Origin of the sequence: Flavobacterium seoulense (genome assembly GCF_000695795.1) — a bacterium.
GTDB lineage: Bacteria > Bacteroidota > Bacteroidia > Flavobacteriales > Flavobacteriaceae > Flavobacterium > Flavobacterium seoulense.
In genome coordinates this window covers 1-20,950 of sequence record NZ_JNCA01000004.1, presented here as the reverse complement: position 1 = coordinate 20,950, position 20,950 = coordinate 1, and the positions used below count along the sequence as shown (strand labels likewise).

Here is a 20,950-nt window from a genome sequence, read left to right as displayed (position 1 = left end):
GTTTTTTCTGGTTTTAAAACTATTTTAAGTTTATCTTTGCAGCAAAAAAATAACGACTTCTATAACATAATTAGGTTAGTCTTAATCTAAAGTAATTCAATGAAAAATTTCAAACGTTTCTTAAAGTATTTAGTACCTCATAAGAGAAATTTAATAATTAGTATAGTTTTTAATATTTTGTATGCCTTTTTTTCGGCTATTTCTATGCTTTCGCTTTTTCCTTTGATGAAAGTATTATTCGATGATGGTGAAAAAATACATGTTAAACCAGTTTATGAGGGGATTAAAAGTATAGATAAACGTTACTTAGAAGAGTCTTTAAATTATTTCATCACCCATAATACAGAAACTAATGGAGCTTTGAGTACCTTGATTTGGATGGTAGTTTTTGTACTTACTACATTTTTACTGAAAAATCTGTTCAATTTCATTTCGATAGTTTATATGACGTATTTGAATAACGGAATTTTAAAAGATTTACGAAATGATGTGTACCAAAAAGTGATCAGTCTGCCAGTATCTTTCTTTTCGAATGAAAGAAAAGGAGATTTGATTTCGAGAATGACATCTGATATTAATACGATAAAAAGTGCTTTTTTAAGTATTTTGATGATGGTGAGTGAACCTTTGACAATTGTTTTTACACTGGCATCTATGCTTTTTATCAGTTGGAAGTTGACCATTTTTGTATTTCTTTTTCTTCCGATTTCTGGATTTTTAATATCAAAAATGAGTAAATCCATTAAAAGTCAGTCGGGAGATATTTTTTCATTAGAAGGTCATTTGTTATCAGATATTGAAGAAACTTTGGGTGGAATTAAAGTGATTAAAAATTTTACTTCTGAGAAATTCTTTATACGTCGTTATTTTAATTCTACAGAATATATTAATAATTTGAATAACAAAATGGGAGCCCGTATGAGTTTAGCGGGACCTATGAGTGAGTTTTTAGGGATTTTTGTAATTTCTATTCTATTAGTTTACGGAGGATCTTTAGTATTGATTGACGGTTCGATGAGTGGTAGTGCTTTTATTGCTTATATGGGATTAGCTTACCAAATTTTGACTCCGGCAAAAGCGATTACTAAAGCAAATCAGGCTTTAATGGGAGGAAATGCCGCTTATGAAAGAGTTGCTTTTATTTTAGACGCAACCAATCCGTTACAAGACAATCTTGATGCTATAGAAATTACCGAATTTAAAAATGAAATTAAGTTTACGAATGTTTCATTCAAATACGATTCGGAATATGTACTGAAAGATTTTAATCTAACGGTTCCAAAAGGGAAACGAGTTGCATTAGTAGGAGAGTCCGGAAGTGGTAAGTCGACATTAGCGAATTTAGTAACCCGACTTTATGATGTTTCTGAAGGAAGTATCACTTTTGACGGAGTAAATATTAAAGATGTTACTACAAATTCGTTAAGAAAACAAATGGGAATTGTTGCCCAGGATTCGATTTTATTTAATGATACTATTGCAAATAATATTTCGTTAAGTATTGATAATCCTAGTCATGAGGATATTGTAAGTGCTGCAAAAGTAGCTAATGCTCATAATTTTATTTCAGAATTTCCAGAGCAATACAATAGCCCGGTAGGTGATGGAGGAGGAATGCTTTCTGGTGGACAGCGTCAGCGTGTGGCTATTGCAAGAGCAGTGATGAAAAATCCTCCAATTATGATTCTTGATGAAGCTACATCAGCATTGGATACCGAATCAGAACAATTGGTACAAATAGGTCTGGAAAATATGATGGAAAATAGGACTTCTATAGTTATCGCACACCGTTTGTCAACAGTTCAAACTGCTGATTTAATTGTGGTAATGAGTAAAGGAAGAATCGTTGAACAAGGTACTCACGAAGAATTATTGAAGATGAATGGAACCTATGCTAATTTGGTTAGTTTACAGTCATTGGAGGTTAATTAGATTTACAATTTAAAAAATAAGAATGAATAATTTAGGTTTAGGTATTAATGTTATTGGTTATATTGATGGGGAATTTGGTTTAGGTGAAGCAGTTCGGCTTAATCTAAAAGCAATGGAATCTGTAGATTTACCTTATGTTAAGATTGACTATCTAAAGCTTAATAAAAAAACGATTAATGAAAGTGTTTTTAAATATAATATCAATTTAATTCAATTATCATTAAATGATATTTCTGATTTTTTTGCAAAATTTAAAGCGTCTTCTTTTTTAAAAAATAGATATAATATTTTGTTTCTTGTTTGGGAATCAGAATATGTTCCTGAAGAAATACAAAAAGTACTGCATTTATTTCATGAAATATGGACTCCGTCATCTTATTGTTGTGAAATTTTCAGGCAACATTTTTTAGGGCCGGTTATGACAGTACCACATCCTGTCGAAGTAGAATTGACTCCTTTGATAGAAAACGACTTTTTAAAAATTTATGATAAACAAAAGTATAGCTTTTTATTTATTTTTAATTTTGGAAGTTCAATCAAAAGAAAGAATACGCTGTTTTTGATTCAATCGTTTATTGAGGCTTTTCCAGTTGAAAATGATGCCGAGTTAATTATTAAATGTTCAAATGCTAAAAAAAATCCAAAGGACTATGCTTTAGTGCTCAAGGAAATAGGGACACGAACTAATATAAAACTAATTGATATTGATTTAGACAAAAACGATTTAAATCATTTTATAAATCAATGTGATTGTTATATCTCATTACATCATTCAGAAGGTTTTGGATTAACATTAGCAGAATCAATGTATCTAGGTAAACCAACAATTGCTACAAATTATTCAGGTAATTTAGAGTTTATGAATGATCAGAATAGTTTTCTGGTAGATTATGTCACTAATTCAATAGAAGAACCAGATGTGAATTTTTGTGAAAAAACCATTTGGGCAGATCCTTTGTTAGCTGATAGTGTTAATAAAATGCGATTGGTTTGTAATAATCGCGTTTTAGCTAGTGAGAAAGCTAAAAAAGCTCAAATTGACACACAAAATAAATTATCCTACAAAAGTGTTGGGTCTAAAATTGCTAAAAGAGTAGAGTCCATTATAAGAAATTTTAAAAATTCTGATGAAGATAAAATGCTTTTAATATCATATAAAAGCAGGATAATTGAACTTGAAATGGAATTAAAAAAAATCAAGAAAAGTAAAGTAATTGCCTGCGTATTGGGAGTTAAGCAACTCTTGAGAAATGTTAAATCAAAATATAAAAAAGTCAATTGATTAATAATTAATGTTAGTTTGTTTTTTTTATTATCTGTTTTTTAGGTAGTTATTTAATTTTATAAGGATATTCTTTTCATATTTTTTAATGGTATTTTTGAGTCTTATGTTTTCAATTATTAATTCATTATTTTTAATTGAAAGAGTATCTCTTTCTTGAATAAGATTATTTATTTCAGTTAGTCTGTATCGCATTAAATCACCAATATTTTTTTTGCTAAAAGAATTTTCAATAGTTTCTTTAGCAGTCAGTTTCATTTGTTCCAAATTATCGTAATTATCGTAAACAAACTTTAAAACTTCTTTAGAATTTTTGATATCAGGTTCGGCATATTGATATCCTTTTTTAATGAAACCGGAATCATTATGCTTTGTCATCAATTCATATTGAATTAGGAAACTGTTTTTGTCATTCATAAACTCCAGATTTCCTGAATAGCCAGTTCCAATCACTATTTTATTTCTTAGCATAGCTTCTGCCATAGTTAATCCAAAACCTTCTGCACGGTGCAGTGATATGTAGGCATGACTGTAATCAATGAGTTGTATTAATTCTTGTTTCGAATAATTTTCATTAATAAGAATAATTGATTTGTTACCTTTCGTCTTGTCAATGAGTTTTTTATATAGACGTTTGTTTTTTTCCAGATTCACTGTTTTCAATATCAAGACAGCATTTGAGTCACTCGAAAAAGTTTCTAAAAAACATTTAATAAGTCCATCCGTATTTTTTCTTTCAGGTGTGCTTAGTGAATCGAAAATAGACAAAAAAATGAATTTACCTGGTAATGCAATTTTGGGTTTACTATTACTATCTTCAATTTTAGTAGCCTCTATTAGATGAGGTATTTTTATGACAGGTTGCAAAGAATAATTTTCAAATACATTTTTACAGAAATTACTAGGAACCCATATCTCATCAAAAAGTCTTAATAAAACAATAAATTCTTCCGGAAGTTTATCAAATTCCCATGCCCAATAAGCAATATTATAAATGTTTGCTGAGTATACAATATCGTTATTTAATAAAAAGCAAGGAATATCATTAATGTTAATATGATAAATATTGATTGTTTTTTGAGTGGTATTATTTGTTATGTCAATATTTTGTTTAAGTAGTTGTTTCTTTTTTTCGGTATAATTAATTTGATTAAGTACAAAGTTTTTATTTTTTAAAGCAGAAAAATTAGCTCTCGCAGCTTCAGAAATACCAGAGGTTTTTGAAAAAGTAGCATGGTAATTAACAATGGTATTTTGCATGTTCTAGATTTCTATTAATACAGATTTTAATTTTTCTTTAGAAAAAGGGTAAAGACTTTCGGTTGAATTATGCGATAATTGATGCCAAATCTTCTTATCATTGTATAATTTGATTATTTGTTTAGAAAAATCATCTGCATTTTCAGAAATATAGGCATTTTTATTGTTTTCAAGATACATTCCTTCCGCTCCAATTGGAGTAGTGACCACGGGTAAATAATATTCGAATGATTGTCCTATTTTGCCTTTAACACCAGCACCACAGCGTAAAGGCGCAACCATTAATTTTGAATTCAGCAGATAGGGTTCAATATTTTCTAGAAAACCTAATAAGTTAAAATTAGGATGTGATATAGAATTGATTTTATTTTTTACATTACCTATAACATTTACTTTAATGTCAGGTAATTTTAGCCAAACTTTAGGCATAATTTCGTCATATAAATAATGAATCGCATCAATATTTGGTTCGTGTGTGGAACCAATGAATAGTATGTCTTCTCTATCTTCAAATGGAGTAATTTGGTTTTCTTTTATTTTAGAATAATGTACATTTGAGATGGTGAGAATATGATTGTTTTTCAAATATTGAGACATAATTTCTTTTTCCACTTCAGATATAGCAATAATTAAATCAGCTTTTTTTGCTAATTGAGTTTCAATTCTAAAGTATCGATAATAATTTTTTCTTAGTGATATTCTGGTTGGATCTTTTTTAATTTCTCTTTTGTATCTTAAGAAATGAATATCAACCATATCAAATATAGATTTCGACTTGGGAAATATTCTAGAGAGTTTGCAGAGATAATTATTAAGATTTCTAGGGCCATTATACCAGAAATAATCAATATGAGGAATCGATTTTAAAAATGCAATATAATTTTTATGCAAATTAGTTTCTAAAAAAACAATAACATTTAAGTCGTTGTAAAAACTAACATACTTATCAACTTCAAAGATGTTTTCGGCACAAATAATACAATTATATCCTAATTCTTTATAAGACATAATTATTTCTTTAAGTCTATTTGAACCCGAATCCTGATCGTATTTAGGCAACGTATTACTAATAAATACAATAGTCTTTTGATTAACATCAAACACGTCAATTTTAGGAATAAAAGAAATGCTTTGTGTCTTCAAAGCTTTCTTTTTCTTAAAATATTTCTTTATAGACTTTATTATTTTCATGTTCTATCTGGAATCATTGATTATTTAATCTCTAATGAAAATAATTATTAGATATAATTTATTCTAAAGATGTTGTTGAATCTAAAAGGTTGCTTATTAATCTTTAATAAAATGAAATAATTAATAAATGGTTAAATTTTTGAATTATTTATATTGTTGTTTATTAGATAGATAACTTATTTTGTAATAAAAAAACGGCAAATATATTCATTTTCTTACAGTAATTGATGATTTAAAAAGAAATAATTTAACATGGGAAAACTGGTATTTAATTATAAATAATTTCAGAATTTAATATTTATAAGATTACTTTTGTTTTTAATTTTAAAAAAAGCTTTTAGAAAATATGTCTGAAAATCTTGTTAAAGTAGTGATTCCTGTTTACAGGGAGTTTTTTGGAGAACTTGAAGAAAAATCATTTTTACAGTGCTGCAAAGTTTTAAACAATTATGAAATTGTAATTGTACATCCGGAGGGATTGGATTATTCATATTTACTAGAAAAGAATAGTAAAATTACAACTGAGAGCTTTCCTAAACATTATTTCAATAGTATTGATGGTTACAATGAATTGTTGTTAAAGCCATTGTTTTATGAAAGATTTTCAAGTAGCGAGTATATTTTAATTTATCAGTTGGATGCTTTTGTTTTTAAAGATGAATTAGCAACATGGTGTAATAAAGGTTACGATTACATTGGTTCTCCTTGGATTGCTACACCAGTAGATTCAATAGGAATGAAGATTTTTGATAAAATAGCAAGAATATTTTGGTCAAAAAAGAAAAAAGAAAGGCAGCAAATTTTCTATAAAGTAGGTAATGGAGGTTTTTCTCTTCGTAAAGTTGCCTCGCATCTAGCTATTGTAAAAAAGCATGAGGGATTTATTTCTAATATGTTAAACGAAAAAGAAAAGAAAATTTATGCTATTGAAGACGTTTTCTGGTCGTTGAAAGCTCCAGAATTGGATGCGAATTTTAAAATTCCAGATTATAAAGAAGGTATTTATTTTGGAATGGATCGTAAACCTAACATAGGTATGAAGTTGACTAATAATCAACTGCCTTTTGGGTGTCATGGTATAAATAAATCTAAGGTTAATGTTTTTTGGAAACCAATATTAGATAGGTATCAGGTGTGATTTTTTATTCCAACTTTCTATACTTCAACCATAAAAACAAATATTTTTTAAAAGTTGCAAAAGCGTGAATGTAAGATAAAATAAATCCTTTTTTACCTTTTAGAATTTGCAGTTTTAAAAAATAATTTTTGATGAAATTTCCAAAAGGAATTACGATTAGATGAAAGTAATTTGGTTTGATTTTCTTTTCATACAATACATTAGCAAGCTCTTTAGCTTCAAGTGTTAATTGCGAATTGTATTCGTCAAACCCAATACCGGTTTTAAAGAAGAAATTATTTTCCTGCATAAGAAGTTTATGAATTGCAAATGTAATAAATTTACACTCATAAATTTGAACTTAATTTACGAAATGACACGTTTACCTATCTTGATGTACCACAATGTTTCTGATGATAAAAATAGTATTGGACTGACTATTTTTAGAGATAAATTAGACGAACAATTTCGTTATTTAAAAGACAAAGGATTTACTACCTATCATTTTTCTGAATTGGAAAATAAAAAGACAATTGATTCTAAAAGTGTGATTATTACTTTTGATGATGTTACCGAAAATCAATTGATTTATGCAGTTCCGCTGCTTGAAAAATACAATCTGAAAGCCACTTTTTTTATTCCGTTTGCATATATCAATGATGTAGATTCATGGAATTCTGGAAAAGAAAAAATCATGTCTGTTGAGCAGTTGAAATCATTGGATAGCAGGATAGAATTAGGTTTGCATTCATTTGCGCATAAACGATATGCTGCTTTGAGTGAAGCTGAAATTAATGAAGATTTTTCTAAGTGTTTTGAAGTTATTCAGAAAAATAATTTAAAAGTTTATAAGGCTTTGGCTTATCCTTATGGTAATTATCCTAAAAAAGAACCTAATAAATCTAAGTTTGCAGTTCTTTTACAACAAAATAATGTAAAAGCAGGATTGAGAATAGGAAACAGAATCAATAAATTTCCCTTTAAAAATCCGTATGAAATTATGCGGATTGATATTAAAGGTGAAGATAGTTTGTTGAAGTTTAAACTCAAACTCCGTTTTGGAAAACTGAAATTATTTTAATCCTTTTTCGATTAGGATAATTTTAGCATATCTGGAGAAAACACCGTAAGCATTAATACTCGCTAACGCCAATCCAGGAACACCGTCCATAAAGCCTCTTTTTAAAATATAAGAAGAAAAAAAGCGGTAAAAAGGCTTGAAAATTAAATGAAAATAAGTTGCTTTTTTTCCTTTTTTGAAAGAAGTATTAGCCTGAAACCAGGCATAAGAATCTTTCTTTTGTATTAAATGAAACAGTCCTTTATAAGTGTAATGAATCATGAAATTTTTCAAAGTTCCTACGGTTCCTTTAAATAGCAGTTTTTCGTGAACATCGCCTGAAAAAGAAATAGAATCATTTTTTACCAAACGAACCACTTTATCTACTTTATGATATAAAAAACGATTCATGTAAAAATGTGGAAACTGTAATTTATATCCCTGATGTTTTCCGTTTTTAATAACCGATAGAATTTCAATTTTAAGTTTCTGGGAAACACGCTCATCTGCATCTATAAATAATACCCAATCTCCAGTTGCTTTGGCAATGGCATGGTTTTTTTGGCTCGAAAAATTATCAAATTTTCTATCAAGCACGATACAGCCTAATTCAATGGCTTTTTCTTTGGTTCCATCAGAACTAAAAGAATCAATCACAATAATTTCATCGGCAAATTCAATTGATTTAATAGCATCTTCAATATAATCAATCTCGTTGTAAGTAGGAATTATTACGGTTAATCGGCTCATTTTTTTATTTTAAGAAAAACAAAATTAATAATTTTAGGTTACCTTTGTGGTATTATGCAAAAGAATATTTCCGTTATAATTAGTACTTATAATTCTGTCGAATGGCTTAAAAAAGTCATTTGGGGATATAATACACAAACTTATCGTAATTTCGAAATGGTTATTGCCGATGATGGTTCCCGTCAGGATACTTTCGATGTAATTGAAGAACTGAAAAAAGAAGTTTTTTATCCCATTATTCACGTTTGGCATGAAGACAACGGTTTCCAAAAGTCACAAATTTTAAACAAAGCAATTTTAGCTAGTACGACAGATTATATTATGATGTCTGATGGTGATTGTATTCCGCGTCCTGATTTTGTAGAACAGCATATTAAATTTAGAGAAGAAGGTTATTTTCTTTCTGGCGGTTATCATAAATTGCCTATGCAATTATCTCAAAATATTACCAAAGAAGATATTTACTCAGGAAAATGTTTTGATGTTTCCTGGTTAAAGAAAAACGGAATGAAAGCTTCTTTTAAGAATAATAAATTAAGTGCAACAGGTTTAAAAAGTACCGTTTTAAACTTTTTAACACCAACAAAACCAAGCTGGAACGGACATAATGCTTCGGGATGGAAGAAAGATATTTTAGCTGTTAATGGTTTTGACGAGCGCATGCAATATGGTGGTCAGGACAGAGAAATAGGGGAGCGACTGGTGAATTATGGTATAATTCCGAAGCAAATACGCTACAGTACCACTTGTTTACACCTTGATCATCCTCGAGGTTATGCAACTCCGGAGTCTATTAATAAGAATAAAAATATCCGAAAAGAAACTAAAATTCAAAAGAAAAAAAGAACTGATTTCGGAATTGAGAAATAGCAAAAAAGCATTCGTTCAACGAATGCTTTTTTGTTTATAAATTGTTTTTCAGGAAAGTATCTAATTCTGGAATTATCATTTCGGGAGTCAATTGTTTGTATAATTCATCTGGATTTTTCTCTATTTTTTTACGTTCTTCAAAAGTAAAACTATCAAATAAGTTCGGTTTCATTTCGAGTAAATGTACTGATTGATGAAATTCTCCATCCTCAAAACTCGCCCAGTGATCTTTGTTTACATAAGGAGAAAAAATAGTAAAAGTAGGTTTGTTCAATGCTTTAGCAATGTGAACGCTTCCTCCTTCATTCGAAACCAAAAGTGCTGATTGATTCATTACTTTAATAAAATCGCGAATACTTTTAGCATTAATATCTAAGATAATGTTTGATTTATTTTGGCACATTTCGTAGATTTTCTGAGCTTCTTCTTTTTGATGAGGTGCATAATTAAAAAGGATATTTACATCATAATTTGAAGCAATAAAATCGACTATTTTGGCAACATATTCGTATGGCATTGATTTTTGAGGAGTACTTCCTAAAACCCCTAAAACAATTACTTTTTTATCAGTATATTTATCAAGCCAATTTTCTTTTTTTTCTGCTTCAGAAAGGAATATTTTAGGTTCGTAAACAATAGGTTCAAAATTACCTGACTGACTCAATAAATGAATTCGGTCTTCAATGGCTTTTCCGCAGATTTTAGTTTTTTCTTTCGAAATTTTTACAGGATGTGTGTAATAGCCCCAGTTTCCTAGTTTTTTTCTGCTTTTATGACCAATGGTTTGTTTGGCTTTAGAAAACTTACATATCAGTTTACTTTGTGTTTTAGAATACGGATCAAATATAATATCGTACTTCTCTTTTTTTATTTGGCGGATTAATTTGAATAAAACAGGAAGCTTTTTTAATTCCTTATCATTTATGGTAATGATTTTATCAATATTTGGATTGTTCGTAATTACGCCGTGAGTAAAATCATAGGCCATAAAATGAACTTCACTATCAGGATATTTTGCTTTAAAATTATTGGCAATTATCGAACTGATTAAAACATCGCCAATTCGTTTATTTTGTATGATTAAAACTTTCATCCTAAGTTATTTGTTTTTTATTGGTTAGTTGTGCTTTATTTCTTTGTGATAGTATTCCTTGCCGCAAAGTACTATTTTTTATACTTTTAAACCAAATTATAATTGTAAGCTGTGCCAATAATCATTCATTCAAAATATAAAAATAAAGAAGAAGCTATTCTTCAATTAGTTGCTAATTTTTTTAACGAAGGAGATATGATTGTTGCCGGTGCACGAAATACAATCAAATCGAATTTTCTTGACGATAAAAAGGTAAATATCAAATTTTTTCAGAAACCAGGTTTATTCAAATCGATTATTTATTCCTTTTTTAGAAGTACTAAAGCCAAACGTTCTTTTGATTATGCTAATTATTTGACAGAACATCATATTTTGACTCCGTTTCCAATTGCATATATTGAAAATAGAAACGGTTTAGGGCTTTTAAAAGACAGTTATTATATTTCTGAGCAAATCGATTATGATTTTACGATTCGGGAATTAATTCATGATCCGTTATTTCCGGAAAGAAATGTGATTTTAGAACAATTTGCTGAATTTACTTTTAAAATGCACGAAGCAAAAATTAATTTTCTCGATCATTCACCAGGAAATACTTTAGTTATAAAAAAAGCGGATGGGAAATACGATTTCTATTTGATTGATTTAAATAGAATGAATTTCAAAAAATTATCGATTGAAGAACGAATGGATAATTTTAAGAAAATGTGGCTGTCTAAAACAATGGTAAAAGTGATTGCGAAGGCTTATGCAAAATTGAGTAATGAGCCTGAAGAAAAATTACACATTATACTTTTGGAAAAAACAATCCAATTCAAAAGAAAAATCACTAAGAAGAAATATCTGAAAAGAAAAATTGGCAGAAAATAAAGGTGTAATCTCAAATAAAAAATCCAAATCACAATCTTGAAAATTGAAATTTGGATTTTTTTATTTTGATATTTAATTTATAAAATTAAACCGCTACATCATATTCGCGTAAAGCGTTATTCAAAGATGTTTTTAAATCAGTTGAAGGTTTACGAGTACCAATGATTAAAGCACAAGGTACTTGGTATTCACCAGCAGCGAATTTTTTAGTGTAACTTCCAGGGATAACTACTGAACGAGCAGGAACAAAACCTTTCATTTCAACTGGTTCTTCACCTGTGATGTCGATAATTTTTGTTGAAGCAGTCAAACATACGTTAGCGCCAAGAACAGCTTCTTTACCTACGTGAACTCCTTCTACAACAATACAACGTGAACCGATAAAAGCACCGTCTTCAATAATTACCGGAGCAGCTTGTAATGGCTCTAAAACTCCACCAATTCCAACACCACCACTTAAGTGAACGTCTTTACCAATTTGAGCACAGCTACCTACAGTTGCCCAAGTATCAACCATTGTTCCGGCATCAACATAAGCTCCAATATTTACATAACTAGGCATCATAATAACACCGCTTGAAATAAAAGCACCGTAACGTGCAGAAGCACCAGGAACTACACGAACACCTTTTCCAGCATAGTCTTTTTTCAATTCCATTTTGTCGTGGAATTCAAAAACTCCAGCTTCTAAAGTTTCCATTTTTTGAATAGGGAAGTACATTACTACCGCTTTCTTAACCCATTCGTTTACTTGCCATCCGTCACCTTTTGGTTCAGCAACACGCAATTTTCCTGAGTCTAATAATTCGATAACTTCTCTAATAGCATTAGTAGTAGTTTCTTCCTGCAACAAAGCTCTGTTTTCCCAAGCTTGTTCTATAATTGTTTGTAAATTATTCATCGTTAAATTAATTTTTGGCAAAGATATGTTTTTAATGCAAAAACAAAAAGTCAAATTTATTTAATATCTTAGAAAGAGAATTGGGATTAATGATATAAAACGATTATGAAAGATAATTTTTCGAAACAAGCTTCTGGTTATTCAAAATTTCGTCCGCAATATCCCGACGAAATGATTGATTATATAATTTCATTTGTTAAAAATAAAAAACAAGCACTCGATATTGCTACTGGAAACGGACAAGTAGCAAGTAAACTTTCTGCTTTTTTTGAAACCGTTTATGCAACAGATATTAGTCAGAAACAATTAGATAATGCTATTGTAAAAGAGAACATTATTTATCAGCTGGCATCGGCAGAAAAATCAATTTTTGAAAACCAGCAATTTGATTTGATAACTGTCGCTCAGGCGGTACATTGGTTTGATTTTGAGGTGTTTTACAAAGAAGTTTATCGAATTTTAAAACCCGATGGAATTTTTGCAGTTATGGGGTATGGATTGTTTTCGACCAATCCCCATTCGGATACCATTTTACGTGATTTCTATTATAATATTATAGGGCCTTATTGGGATAAAGAACGAAGCTATTTGGATCAGAATTATGAAACAATTCCGTTTCCATTTGAAGAAATTCCAACAAGAAAGTTCCAAAATCAATTCCGTTGGACTTTTGAAGATTTAATAGGCTATTTGGAAACCTGGTCTTCAACACAACATTACATATCAAAAAACGGTAAAAATCCTATTGATTTGATTCGTGATGAACTAGAAATTTCTTGGGAAAAGAATGATAAAAAAGTGAGCTTTCCTTTATTGTTAAGAATCGGGAAATTAAAATAGTATCTTTGCTAAAAAATAAAATAAATGCCAAGAATACTCGCCATAGACTACGGACAAAAGCGTACAGGTATTGCTGTTACCGATGAAATGCAAATTATAGCATCTGGATTGATTACAATTCCCAGTGCAACAGCAATTGCTTTTTTGAAAGATTATTTTTCTAAAGAAAAAGTAGAGTTAGTGCTTATTGGTGAACCTAAGCAAATGAATGGACAACCATCAGAAAGTGCTTCAATAATTAAAGGATTTGTAACGCATTTTACCAATCATTTTCCGGACATGAAAGTGTTGCGTGTTGATGAACGTTTTACTTCAAAAATGGCTTTCCAAACTATGATTGATAGTGGGTTGAAGAAAAAACAGCGTCAAAATAAAGCCTTGATTGATGAGATTTCGGCTACCATTATGTTACAGGATTATTTATCCCGTAAAATGTTTTAATAATTCTCTGCCAAATCGGATAAACTTAGTGATAAATGTAACTATTTACCGCTAAATGTTATTTTAATTATGATAATATTAAAGTATCTTTGCGCTTTAATAAAAAAATAATTATGTCTGATACAACCATACGTTCAAATAGTGATGTAGTTCTTATTGGAGCTGGAATTATGAGTGCCACTTTAGGCTTAATTCTAAAAGAATTACAACCAGATATTACCATTGATATTTACGAAAGATTAGATAGCGCAGCTGCTGAGAGTTCTGATGCCTGGAATAATGCAGGAACAGGACATTCTGCTTTTTGCGAATTAAATTACACGCCAGAAGCTGCTGATGGAAGTATTAATCCTAATAAAGCCATTAGTATTGCTGAATCTTTTGAGGTTTCTCGTCAGTTTTGGGCCTATTTAGTTCAACAGAAAAAAGTATCAGCACCAGAAAATTTTATTAAAAAAATTCCACATATCAGTTTTGTGTGGGGAGATAAAAACGTGGAATACTTAACAAAACGTTATAAAGTTTTACAGTCAAACCCTCTTTTTAAAGAAATGTTATTTAGTACTGATTTTTCAGAATTAAATAAATGGATGCCTCTTGTAATGGAAGGCAGAAAAGAAAATGAAAAAGTGGCCGGAACTTTCATGGATTTAGGAACCGATGTGAATTTTGGTGAATTGACTCGTAATATGTTTACTCATCTGACAAAAATGGAAGGTGTTAATATGTATTTTAACCATGAAGTTAGAAAACTTAGACAGCGTGAAGATAAATCCTGGAGAATAAAAATTACTAATTTAGGAAATGGAGAAAAACGTAAAGCTTACACTAAATTTGTATTTATTGGTGCAGGTGGAGGTTCGTTACCATTATTAGAAAAAGCTGATATTCCGGAAGGAAAAGGTTTTGGAGGTTTCCCAGTAAGCGGACAATGGTTAAAATGTACTAATCCTGAAGTTATTGCTAAGCATGAATCAAAAGTATACGGAAAAGCGAGTGTAGGTGCACCACCAATGTCAGTTCCGCATATTGACTCAAGAATGATTAATGGTGAAAAACAATTATTGTTTGGACCTTTCGCAGGATTTTCTACTCGTTTCTTAAAAAATGGTTCTTATTCTGATTTGCCAAAATCAATCCAATTAGACAATATTGTTCCTATGGTTATGGCTGGAATTAAAAATATTCCTTTGACTAAATATCTTATCGAGCAAGTACGTCAGTCTCCGGCGGACAGAATGAAAGCTTTAAGAGAATACGTTCCAGGTGCAAGATCTAAGGATTGGGTTTTAGAACGTGCTGGTCAAAGAGTTCAGGTAATCAAGAAAGATGAAAAAGAAGGTGGTAAGTTAGAATTTGGTACTGAAGTAATTACTTCTGCTGACGGAACTTTGTCAGTATTATTAGGAGCTTCTCCTGGAGCTTCAACTGCTGTTTCTATTATGATTGATGTAATAGGAAGATGTTATAAAGAACAAATGAAAACTCCGGAATGGCAGGAAAAGTTTAAAAAGATGATTCCGTCTTACGGACAAAAATTAAATGAAAACCCAGAATTGTTAGCTCAGGTTAGAGAAAATACTGCAACAACTTTGAAATTGAAATAATCAATTCAGAATATTAAGAAAAACCCATTAGCGCTGCTAATGGGTTTCTTTTTTTATGCCTTTCAACACTTCGGTTGTTTTTATAATATTTTCAGATAAACTAGTCATCCATACTAATTGTTCGATGACTAATTGAGCTTCCTGCATTTTAATTTGATACGCTTCTTCGTCAATCAGTTTTACTTGCTTGAGCTCTTTAGACCGGATATTTTTCAATTCGATAAGACGTTGATCAAAATCTTCATTCGAAGCTATTAAATTGGTGTCCGGATAAGGATTACTCAAAATAATTATAGCAAATTCTAAATTTTCGATCACTTTATCTACTACAACATTAAAGGCTTTAGAGGCTTCTGTTGTAGCATGTGATTGAATATAAGTTCCTAATGAAGCAGTCGATGATAATAATGAATGATTGAGAACTGTAAGCTTATAAACCTGATCAATTTTATTTTGTTTCGACTTTGGTTCCTGTAACATTCGCTCAAAAGAAGCCATTAAATTACCAATTTCGATAAAAGCCTGTTTTCGGGCCAATCGGTATTCTGTAGAAACTTCCCCTTTTTTATTGTACAAATAAGAGATTTGTTTTAGATAATTACGATTAGCTTCAATAGCATTTCTGATATAAGACGGCAGATTTAAAAATTCCCAGGACGGCCAAAAGAAATAATTGGCAAAAAAACATAACATCGCACCAATAATAGTATCGAGAATTCGATATTCGATTACATTTCCGTTGTCAGGCGTTAAAACTCCGTAAATTAAAATTACATAAATTGTAATAAATGTCGCTCCAATTTTATAGTTAGATGGATTGAATGAAAATCCTAAAAGCATCGCGATAATTGCCATGGTACTAATGATGTAAGAATCATGTACGACATATAGAATTCCAAAAGCAATTAAACTTCCCGCTAAAGTTCCAAAAATACGATGGTAAGTACGCTCGTTTGTGATTCCGAATCCTTGTTTCATAATCACCACTATTGTTAGAATAATCCAATAAACATTTTCTAGCGGAAGCACTTTTCCGATCATGTAACCTAGTAAAATAGTGATGGTTAATCTAAGCGAGTGCCTGAAAACGCTAGATGAAAAGCTTAAATTTTCAACAAAAGTACTTAATGGATAATATTGAGTTTTAAAGAATTTTTCAATGTCTTTGTCTCTTCCTTTTAAATCTTTAGAATTAATATCATCGGTGTAAGCGCGTTCTAAAGTTTTTATTTTTTCAACCTGTTTTTCGGCATAATGCAACATGGTTATGAGCATTAAAACTTCTTCCGAAGACGAATCGGCTTTTAAATCTTTTTTATAATCTATAATAACACTTTCAAATTTTTGTAAATCTTCAATTAAATTTTGCTTAGATTCATATGGTTTTCTGTCATGAATGCTTTGTGACAATGATCTTAAAGTTGATCCTAGATTGTAAGCTAAATTTTGATAAGTTTCCAGAGCTTTTGGATAATCATCAAATTTCTGATGCAGTTTATTATGGTCGAATGAAGTCGAAATAGCTAATTCCAGAATTTCAACTAATGAAATAAAACTCAACAGCATTTTTCTACTCTGTCCTGACGGACCAGAATTGGTTCTGTTCGTAATTAAAACTTCCCGAATGTTTTCGTGTAAAACGTTTAATTCTACCTGATAATGCAATTGCTTTTTGGTAATCGCTTTTCTATTCGAATTTAATTCCCAAAGATCTCCGCGTAATTTCAGGTATTTAGCGGTAAGACGAATGCATTCGGCCATTTGTAATTCGACATAACGATGCGGTTTTATATAAAAAAATATAATCGAAATAAAAGTATAAAATAATCCTCCGGTAAATAAAAGACCTGCATAACGCAACATTTCCCAACCCGTACTTAAATGAGCAAAAGCCAAAGAAATTGATAATAATGCCGAAAAAGAAACCATTGTAGCGCGTTGTCCATAAACGGATATCATCGAAATACAAAAAAGTAATACGATAAGAACAGGATAAAATAGTAACGAAAAAGAGTAACAAAGATTAACAATCAGGTTTACTCCGGCTATAATCAATGAAGTAACCAGTAATCCGTTTATTTTATGTCTAAAATTACTGGGAATGTCACTTGGAAAAGTAAAAAAAGCGCCTAAGGCAATGGTAAAACCTATTTGAAAATGGTCAAAATATGAAAATAATAATACAGGAAAAACAGAGGCAATAGTTATTTTTAAAGCGTTGCTGAAATCAGTACCGGAAATGAATTTCTGAATTTTAGAAGTCATAAATTAGGGATTATACACAAAGGTATGAATTGTGTAATTTATCTATTCAATAAATCAAGGTGTTTTTTAGGATTAAATTTAAAAATACTATTTATCATTTTCGGTTTAAGCTGTGTCTAAATTTTTACTATTTTTGGCAATCCTAAATTAGAGGATTAAAACCTTTATTGAAGGCGAATAACATTTAATACAGCAACAATGATTTTACCAATTGTAGGATATGGTGATCCGGTTTTGAGAAAAGTAGGAGAGGAAGTAACACCCGAATATCCTAACTTGAAAGAAACAATTGCCAATATGTACGAAACAATGTATAATGCATCTGGAGTAGGACTGGCAGCGCCACAAGTAGGAATAGCGATACGTTTATTTGTAATAGATGCAACACCTTTTAGTGATGACGAAGATTTAGCAGCGGATGAACAAAAACAGTTAAAAGGTTTTAAACGTACTTTTATTAATGCCAAAATCATTAAAGAAGAAGGAAACGACTGGTCTTTTAACGAAGGTTGTTTGAGTATTCCTGATGTTCGCGAAGATGTGTATCGAAAAGAAAGAGTAACACTGGAATATTGCGAAGAAGATTTTGTGATGAAAACAGAAGTTTTTGACGGATTGGTAGCAAGAGTTATTCAGCACGAATACGACCATATTGAAGGTATTTTGTTTACAGATAAAATTTCGTCTTTAAAAAAGCGATTAATCAAAGGGAAACTAAAAAACATCATGGAAGGTAAAACTTTTCAGGATTACAGAATGCGTTTCTTTGGTAAAAAAGCAAGATAAAAATCTTTAACAAAGATTCTTTTGGTATTGTTTTTGAGCAATAGCAACAAATAATAAAATGAATTCTTAATAATAACAATAAAGGCATGAATTTAGAAAAAATATTAGCGATTTCTGGAAAACCAGGTTTATACGTTTTAAAAGTACAAACACGTACTGGTTTTGTAGCAGAATCATTAACAGATGGAAAAAAAATCACAGTAAATTTAAAAAGTAATGTGAGTTTATTATCTGAGATTTCCGTTTACACTTATGATGGCGAAAAACCATTGAAAGAAGTAATGGAAAGCATCGCTGAGAAAGAAAGTAACGGAGCTGCAATTTCGCATAAAGAAGACAATGCAACTCTTGCAGCGTACTTTAAAGAAGTTTTACCTAATTATGATGAAGAAAGAGTATATGCTTCAGATATTAAGAAAATCCTAAATTGGTACAATACATTGCAAGCTAAAGGTTTACTTGTAGCAGAAACTCCAGCAGAAGAAGTTGCTGTTTCTGAAACAGAAGCTCCAGCCGAAAAACCTAAAAAAGCAACAAAAGTAACAGAATAATTGATTCTGAATTTTTATAAAAATCCTGTGTTCCAATTTATTTAGAGCACAGGATTTCTTATTTTTACCCAAAACCTATTACAATGAATACAAGACAAACCCAACTTCAGGCTTTTGAAAGATTATTAGATATCATGGACGATTTACGTGAGAAATGCCCTTGGGATAAAAAGCAAACCCTACAAACGCTAAGACATCTTACTATCGAAGAAACTTACGAATTAGGTGATGCCATTTTAGATAATGATCTAAATGAAGTTAAAAAGGAATTGGGTGACATTTTACTTCACATTGTTTTTTATGCTAAAATAGGAAGCGAAACCAATGATTTTGATATTGCTGATGTTTGTAACGAAATTTGCGAAAAATTAATTCATCGCCATCCGCATATTTATGGAGATGTTGAGGTAGAAGATGAAGAAGAAGTCAAGCAAAACTGGGAAAAACTGAAACTAAAGGAAGGTAAAAAATCAGTTTTAGAAGGTGTTCCAAGAAGTTTGCCAGCCTTAGTAAAAGCAAGCCGAATTCAGGATAAAGTAAAAGGAGTAGGTTTTGATTGGGAAGAATCGCATCAGGTTTGGGACAAAGTGCAGGAAGAATTACAGGAATTACAAGAAGAAGTGAAATCAGGCAATCAGGATGCTATGGAAGCCGAATTTGGTGATGTATTGTTTTCAATGATTAATTATGCCCGTTTTCTAAAAATCAATCCCGAAGACGCTCTGGAACGAACCAATAAAAAATTCATTAAACGTTTTCAGTATTTAGAAAGTAAAGCGGGAGAATTAGGCAAATCTTTAATGGATATGTCCTTAGCTGAAATGGATGTTTTTTGGGAAGAAGCCAAAAAAATGTAATTAGAAAATCTTCGATTTTCAAATATTACAATTCTTTGGGAAGAAGCGAAGAGATTGTAGATTTTAGATTTCAGAAAGCAGAATTTAGATTATAAATATTTTTCAGATAATCTATTAGTCAAATCTTTCTTGTAATAGCTATTTTTTGGAGCATTGAACAATCCTTTTAATGACTTTACGATAGGAGTTAACTCAATATCATTTTGCTCATTATCCTTTGTTAATGCTTTCAAATAATTTTCAATTAAATCAGATAAACTGCGTTCTTTTTCTTTGGCATATTTTTTAGCCTTTTCAATTACAGTTTGTTCAATTGTTAATGTGAGTTTAGTATTCATAACACACGTTTTTTTAAGTTGAACTAATAGATGCAAAGTTAAGTGATTTTTTAATACGTGAATGTTTATTGTTTTTAACACGTGTTTTTGAAGATCAAAAATAAAGATATTTGTTAATGAAATATTCTATCTTCTCCTAGCATATCGTTTATGTCTTTGATTTGTTTATCTAAAACTTTTTGATAGTTTCCATTCTCAACTGCTCTAGATAATACATTAACAATGTCACGTTTACTTTTGTATTTGGCTAGTTCATTGTTTTTGATAATCATGTTTACTACATCAATTACTCTTGACGATTTTGTCAAAAAAGTATCTTTAGGAATAAAACTGACATCTCTAAATTCACAATCACCAAAAAATACCACAACTGAAAAAAATGGGATGTTTTGGAAATCAGTAAGTTTTGTTTTAAGATTTTCAATGTGTTTTTTATTTTGAAGTATTGGATTGTAGAAATAGTATTTCTTTTTACCATAAGCTAAAATTTGTGTCCATTTGTTCTGATTTCCAGAACCAAAAATCCAGCCACTGTAATTTTTTACTTCAAATACAATTATTCCAACTTTGGTAGCGAGAACCAAATCAATTTGAGAATAATTTCCATATCTATTTCGAAGATATAAATCATGAAAAATTGTTTGAGACGGAAATCCTGATTTTAAAAGTTTAAGAACTAATTTTCTTTCTGTCTTCGTACCACGATTAGATTTGGTAACAGTTTCTAATAATTTTTTATCCTTTATTCTTAAAAGGATAAATATTAAAATAGGTAATAGTAATATTCCAGAAATAAACATGATATATTTTATTGAAGTTTACATTTGTAGTTTCATTTGAGCAACTAATTTACCTAAGATTTGCAGATAGCTTAGTGTTGATAAAAATAGTTTTTTGTTATAAATAATCAAAATTAGTCTTAAATTCAAAAGCCTGTAA

Annotated in this window: 21 protein-coding genes; 12 read left to right on the top strand and 9 right to left on the bottom strand. The window is 30.2% G+C overall.

The genetic code is table 11. The annotated features are described in order from the left end of the window. The first annotated feature begins 99 nt into the window (after positions 1–99). Complete coding sequence (locus tag FEM21_RS02680) at positions 100–1,932, top strand: ABC transporter ATP-binding protein (RefSeq protein ID WP_035657473.1); 1,833 nt, start codon at positions 100–102, stop codon at positions 1,930–1,932. Between the two features lie 22 nt (positions 1,933–1,954). After that, entirely contained in the window at positions 1,955–3,214 is a 1,260-nt protein-coding gene (locus FEM21_RS02675) for a glycosyltransferase family 4 protein (RefSeq protein ID WP_035657471.1), read from the top strand. Between the two features lie 30 nt (positions 3,215–3,244). Here FEM21_RS02675 and FEM21_RS02670 read toward each other — a convergent pair whose 3' ends face one another. Further along, positions 3,245–4,474 carry a glycosyltransferase gene (locus FEM21_RS02670; protein ID WP_051627461.1) on the bottom strand — a complete coding sequence of 410 codons (1,230 nt, stop codon included), beginning with the start codon at positions 4,472–4,474 and terminating at the stop codon, positions 3,245–3,247. Between the two features lie 3 nt (positions 4,475–4,477). Then, positions 4,478–5,665: a glycosyltransferase gene (locus FEM21_RS02665; protein ID WP_051627460.1), complete on the bottom strand. Its 1,188-nt coding sequence runs from the start codon at positions 5,663–5,665 to the stop codon at positions 4,478–4,480. Positions 5,666–6,011: 346 nt separating this feature from the next. Here FEM21_RS02665 and FEM21_RS02660 point away from each other — a divergent pair, with 346 nt between their 5' ends. Further along, the gene (locus FEM21_RS02660; RefSeq protein ID WP_035657468.1) at positions 6,012–6,803 is read left to right on the top strand and encodes a DUF5672 family protein; all 792 of its coding nucleotides are present in this window, start codon (positions 6,012–6,014) and stop codon (positions 6,801–6,803) included. A 4-nt stretch (positions 6,804–6,807) separates the two neighbouring features. Here the strand turns inward: FEM21_RS02660 and FEM21_RS02655 are convergent, their stop codons facing one another. Continuing rightward, on the bottom strand, positions 6,808–7,092 hold the full coding sequence (locus FEM21_RS02655) for a glycosyltransferase family protein (protein ID WP_051627459.1): 285 nt from the start codon (positions 7,090–7,092) through the stop codon (positions 6,808–6,810). A gap of 45 nt (positions 7,093–7,137) precedes the next feature. Here FEM21_RS02655 and FEM21_RS02650 point away from each other — a divergent pair, with 45 nt between their 5' ends. Further along, positions 7,138–7,863 (top strand): polysaccharide deacetylase family protein, encoded by a 726-nt coding sequence (locus FEM21_RS02650; RefSeq protein WP_316930333.1) that lies wholly within the window; start codon positions 7,138–7,140, stop codon positions 7,861–7,863. Here FEM21_RS02650 and FEM21_RS02645 read toward each other — a convergent pair. Further along, entirely contained in the window at positions 7,855–8,592 is a 738-nt protein-coding gene (locus FEM21_RS02645; protein WP_035657463.1) for a glycosyltransferase family 2 protein, read from the bottom strand. The genes FEM21_RS02650 and FEM21_RS02645 overlap by 9 nt on opposite strands. A gap of 54 nt (positions 8,593–8,646) precedes the next feature. Between FEM21_RS02645 and FEM21_RS02640 the strand changes: the two genes are divergently transcribed. Continuing rightward, positions 8,647–9,462, top strand: a complete 816-nt coding sequence (locus tag FEM21_RS02640) for a glycosyltransferase family 2 protein (protein ID WP_035657461.1) — start codon at positions 8,647–8,649, stop codon at positions 9,460–9,462. Positions 9,463–9,496: 34 nt separating this feature from the next. On the opposite strand, the gene FEM21_RS02635 is transcribed toward FEM21_RS02640, so the two are convergent. Continuing rightward, positions 9,497–10,555: a glycosyltransferase family 9 protein gene (locus FEM21_RS02635; protein WP_035657459.1), complete on the bottom strand. Its 1,059-nt coding sequence runs from the start codon at positions 10,553–10,555 to the stop codon at positions 9,497–9,499. A 111-nt stretch (positions 10,556–10,666) separates the two neighbouring features. On the opposite strand from FEM21_RS02635, the gene FEM21_RS02630 reads away from it, so the two are divergent. Beyond that, entirely contained in the window at positions 10,667–11,425 is a 759-nt protein-coding gene (locus tag FEM21_RS02630) for a lipopolysaccharide kinase InaA family protein (RefSeq protein ID WP_035657458.1), read from the top strand. Positions 11,426–11,510: 85 nt separating this feature from the next. On the opposite strand, the gene FEM21_RS02625 is transcribed toward FEM21_RS02630, so the two are convergent. Next, complete coding sequence (locus tag FEM21_RS02625) at positions 11,511–12,326, bottom strand: 2,3,4,5-tetrahydropyridine-2,6-dicarboxylate N-succinyltransferase (protein ID WP_035657455.1); 816 nt, start codon at positions 12,324–12,326, stop codon at positions 11,511–11,513. A gap of 105 nt (positions 12,327–12,431) precedes the next feature. Between FEM21_RS02625 and FEM21_RS02620 the strand changes: the two genes are divergently transcribed. From FEM21_RS02620 to FEM21_RS02610, 3 genes are all read left to right on the top strand, one after another. Beyond that, positions 12,432–13,166 (top strand): class I SAM-dependent methyltransferase, encoded by a 735-nt coding sequence (locus FEM21_RS02620; protein ID WP_035657453.1) that lies wholly within the window; start codon positions 12,432–12,434, stop codon positions 13,164–13,166. Between the two features lie 24 nt (positions 13,167–13,190). After that, the gene (gene ruvX / locus FEM21_RS02615) at positions 13,191–13,607 is read left to right on the top strand and encodes a Holliday junction resolvase RuvX (protein ID WP_035657450.1); all 417 of its coding nucleotides are present in this window, start codon (positions 13,191–13,193) and stop codon (positions 13,605–13,607) included. 113 nt (positions 13,608–13,720) lie between these two features. Next, complete coding sequence (locus tag FEM21_RS02610) at positions 13,721–15,214, top strand: malate:quinone oxidoreductase (RefSeq protein WP_035657448.1); 1,494 nt, start codon at positions 13,721–13,723, stop codon at positions 15,212–15,214. Between the two features lie 36 nt (positions 15,215–15,250). Here FEM21_RS02610 and FEM21_RS02605 read toward each other — a convergent pair whose 3' ends face one another. After that, positions 15,251–17,479 (bottom strand): FUSC family protein, encoded by a 2,229-nt coding sequence (locus tag FEM21_RS02605; protein WP_035657447.1) that lies wholly within the window; start codon positions 17,477–17,479, stop codon positions 15,251–15,253. 198 nt (positions 17,480–17,677) lie between these two features. Here FEM21_RS02605 and def point away from each other — a divergent pair, with 198 nt between their 5' ends. The 3 genes from def to mazG all read left to right on the top strand — a co-directional run bounded on the left by def (position 17,678) and on the right by mazG (position 19,673). After that, positions 17,678–18,265, top strand: a complete 588-nt coding sequence (gene def, locus FEM21_RS02600) for a peptide deformylase (RefSeq protein ID WP_035657445.1) — start codon at positions 17,678–17,680, stop codon at positions 18,263–18,265. Between the two features lie 86 nt (positions 18,266–18,351). Next, the gene (locus FEM21_RS02595; protein ID WP_035657442.1) at positions 18,352–18,816 is read left to right on the top strand and encodes a DUF5606 family protein; all 465 of its coding nucleotides are present in this window, start codon (positions 18,352–18,354) and stop codon (positions 18,814–18,816) included. Between the two features lie 83 nt (positions 18,817–18,899). After that, complete coding sequence (gene mazG / locus FEM21_RS02590; protein ID WP_035657441.1) at positions 18,900–19,673, top strand: nucleoside triphosphate pyrophosphohydrolase; 774 nt, start codon at positions 18,900–18,902, stop codon at positions 19,671–19,673. 89 nt (positions 19,674–19,762) lie between these two features. Here mazG and FEM21_RS02585 read toward each other — a convergent pair whose 3' ends face one another. Further along, complete coding sequence (locus tag FEM21_RS02585; protein WP_035657440.1) at positions 19,763–20,011, bottom strand: DUF6364 family protein; 249 nt, start codon at positions 20,009–20,011, stop codon at positions 19,763–19,765. A gap of 113 nt (positions 20,012–20,124) precedes the next feature. Next, positions 20,125–20,811, bottom strand: a complete 687-nt coding sequence (locus FEM21_RS02580) for a nuclease-related domain-containing protein (RefSeq protein ID WP_051627458.1) — start codon at positions 20,809–20,811, stop codon at positions 20,125–20,127. Positions 20,812–20,950: the final 139 nt, after the last annotated feature.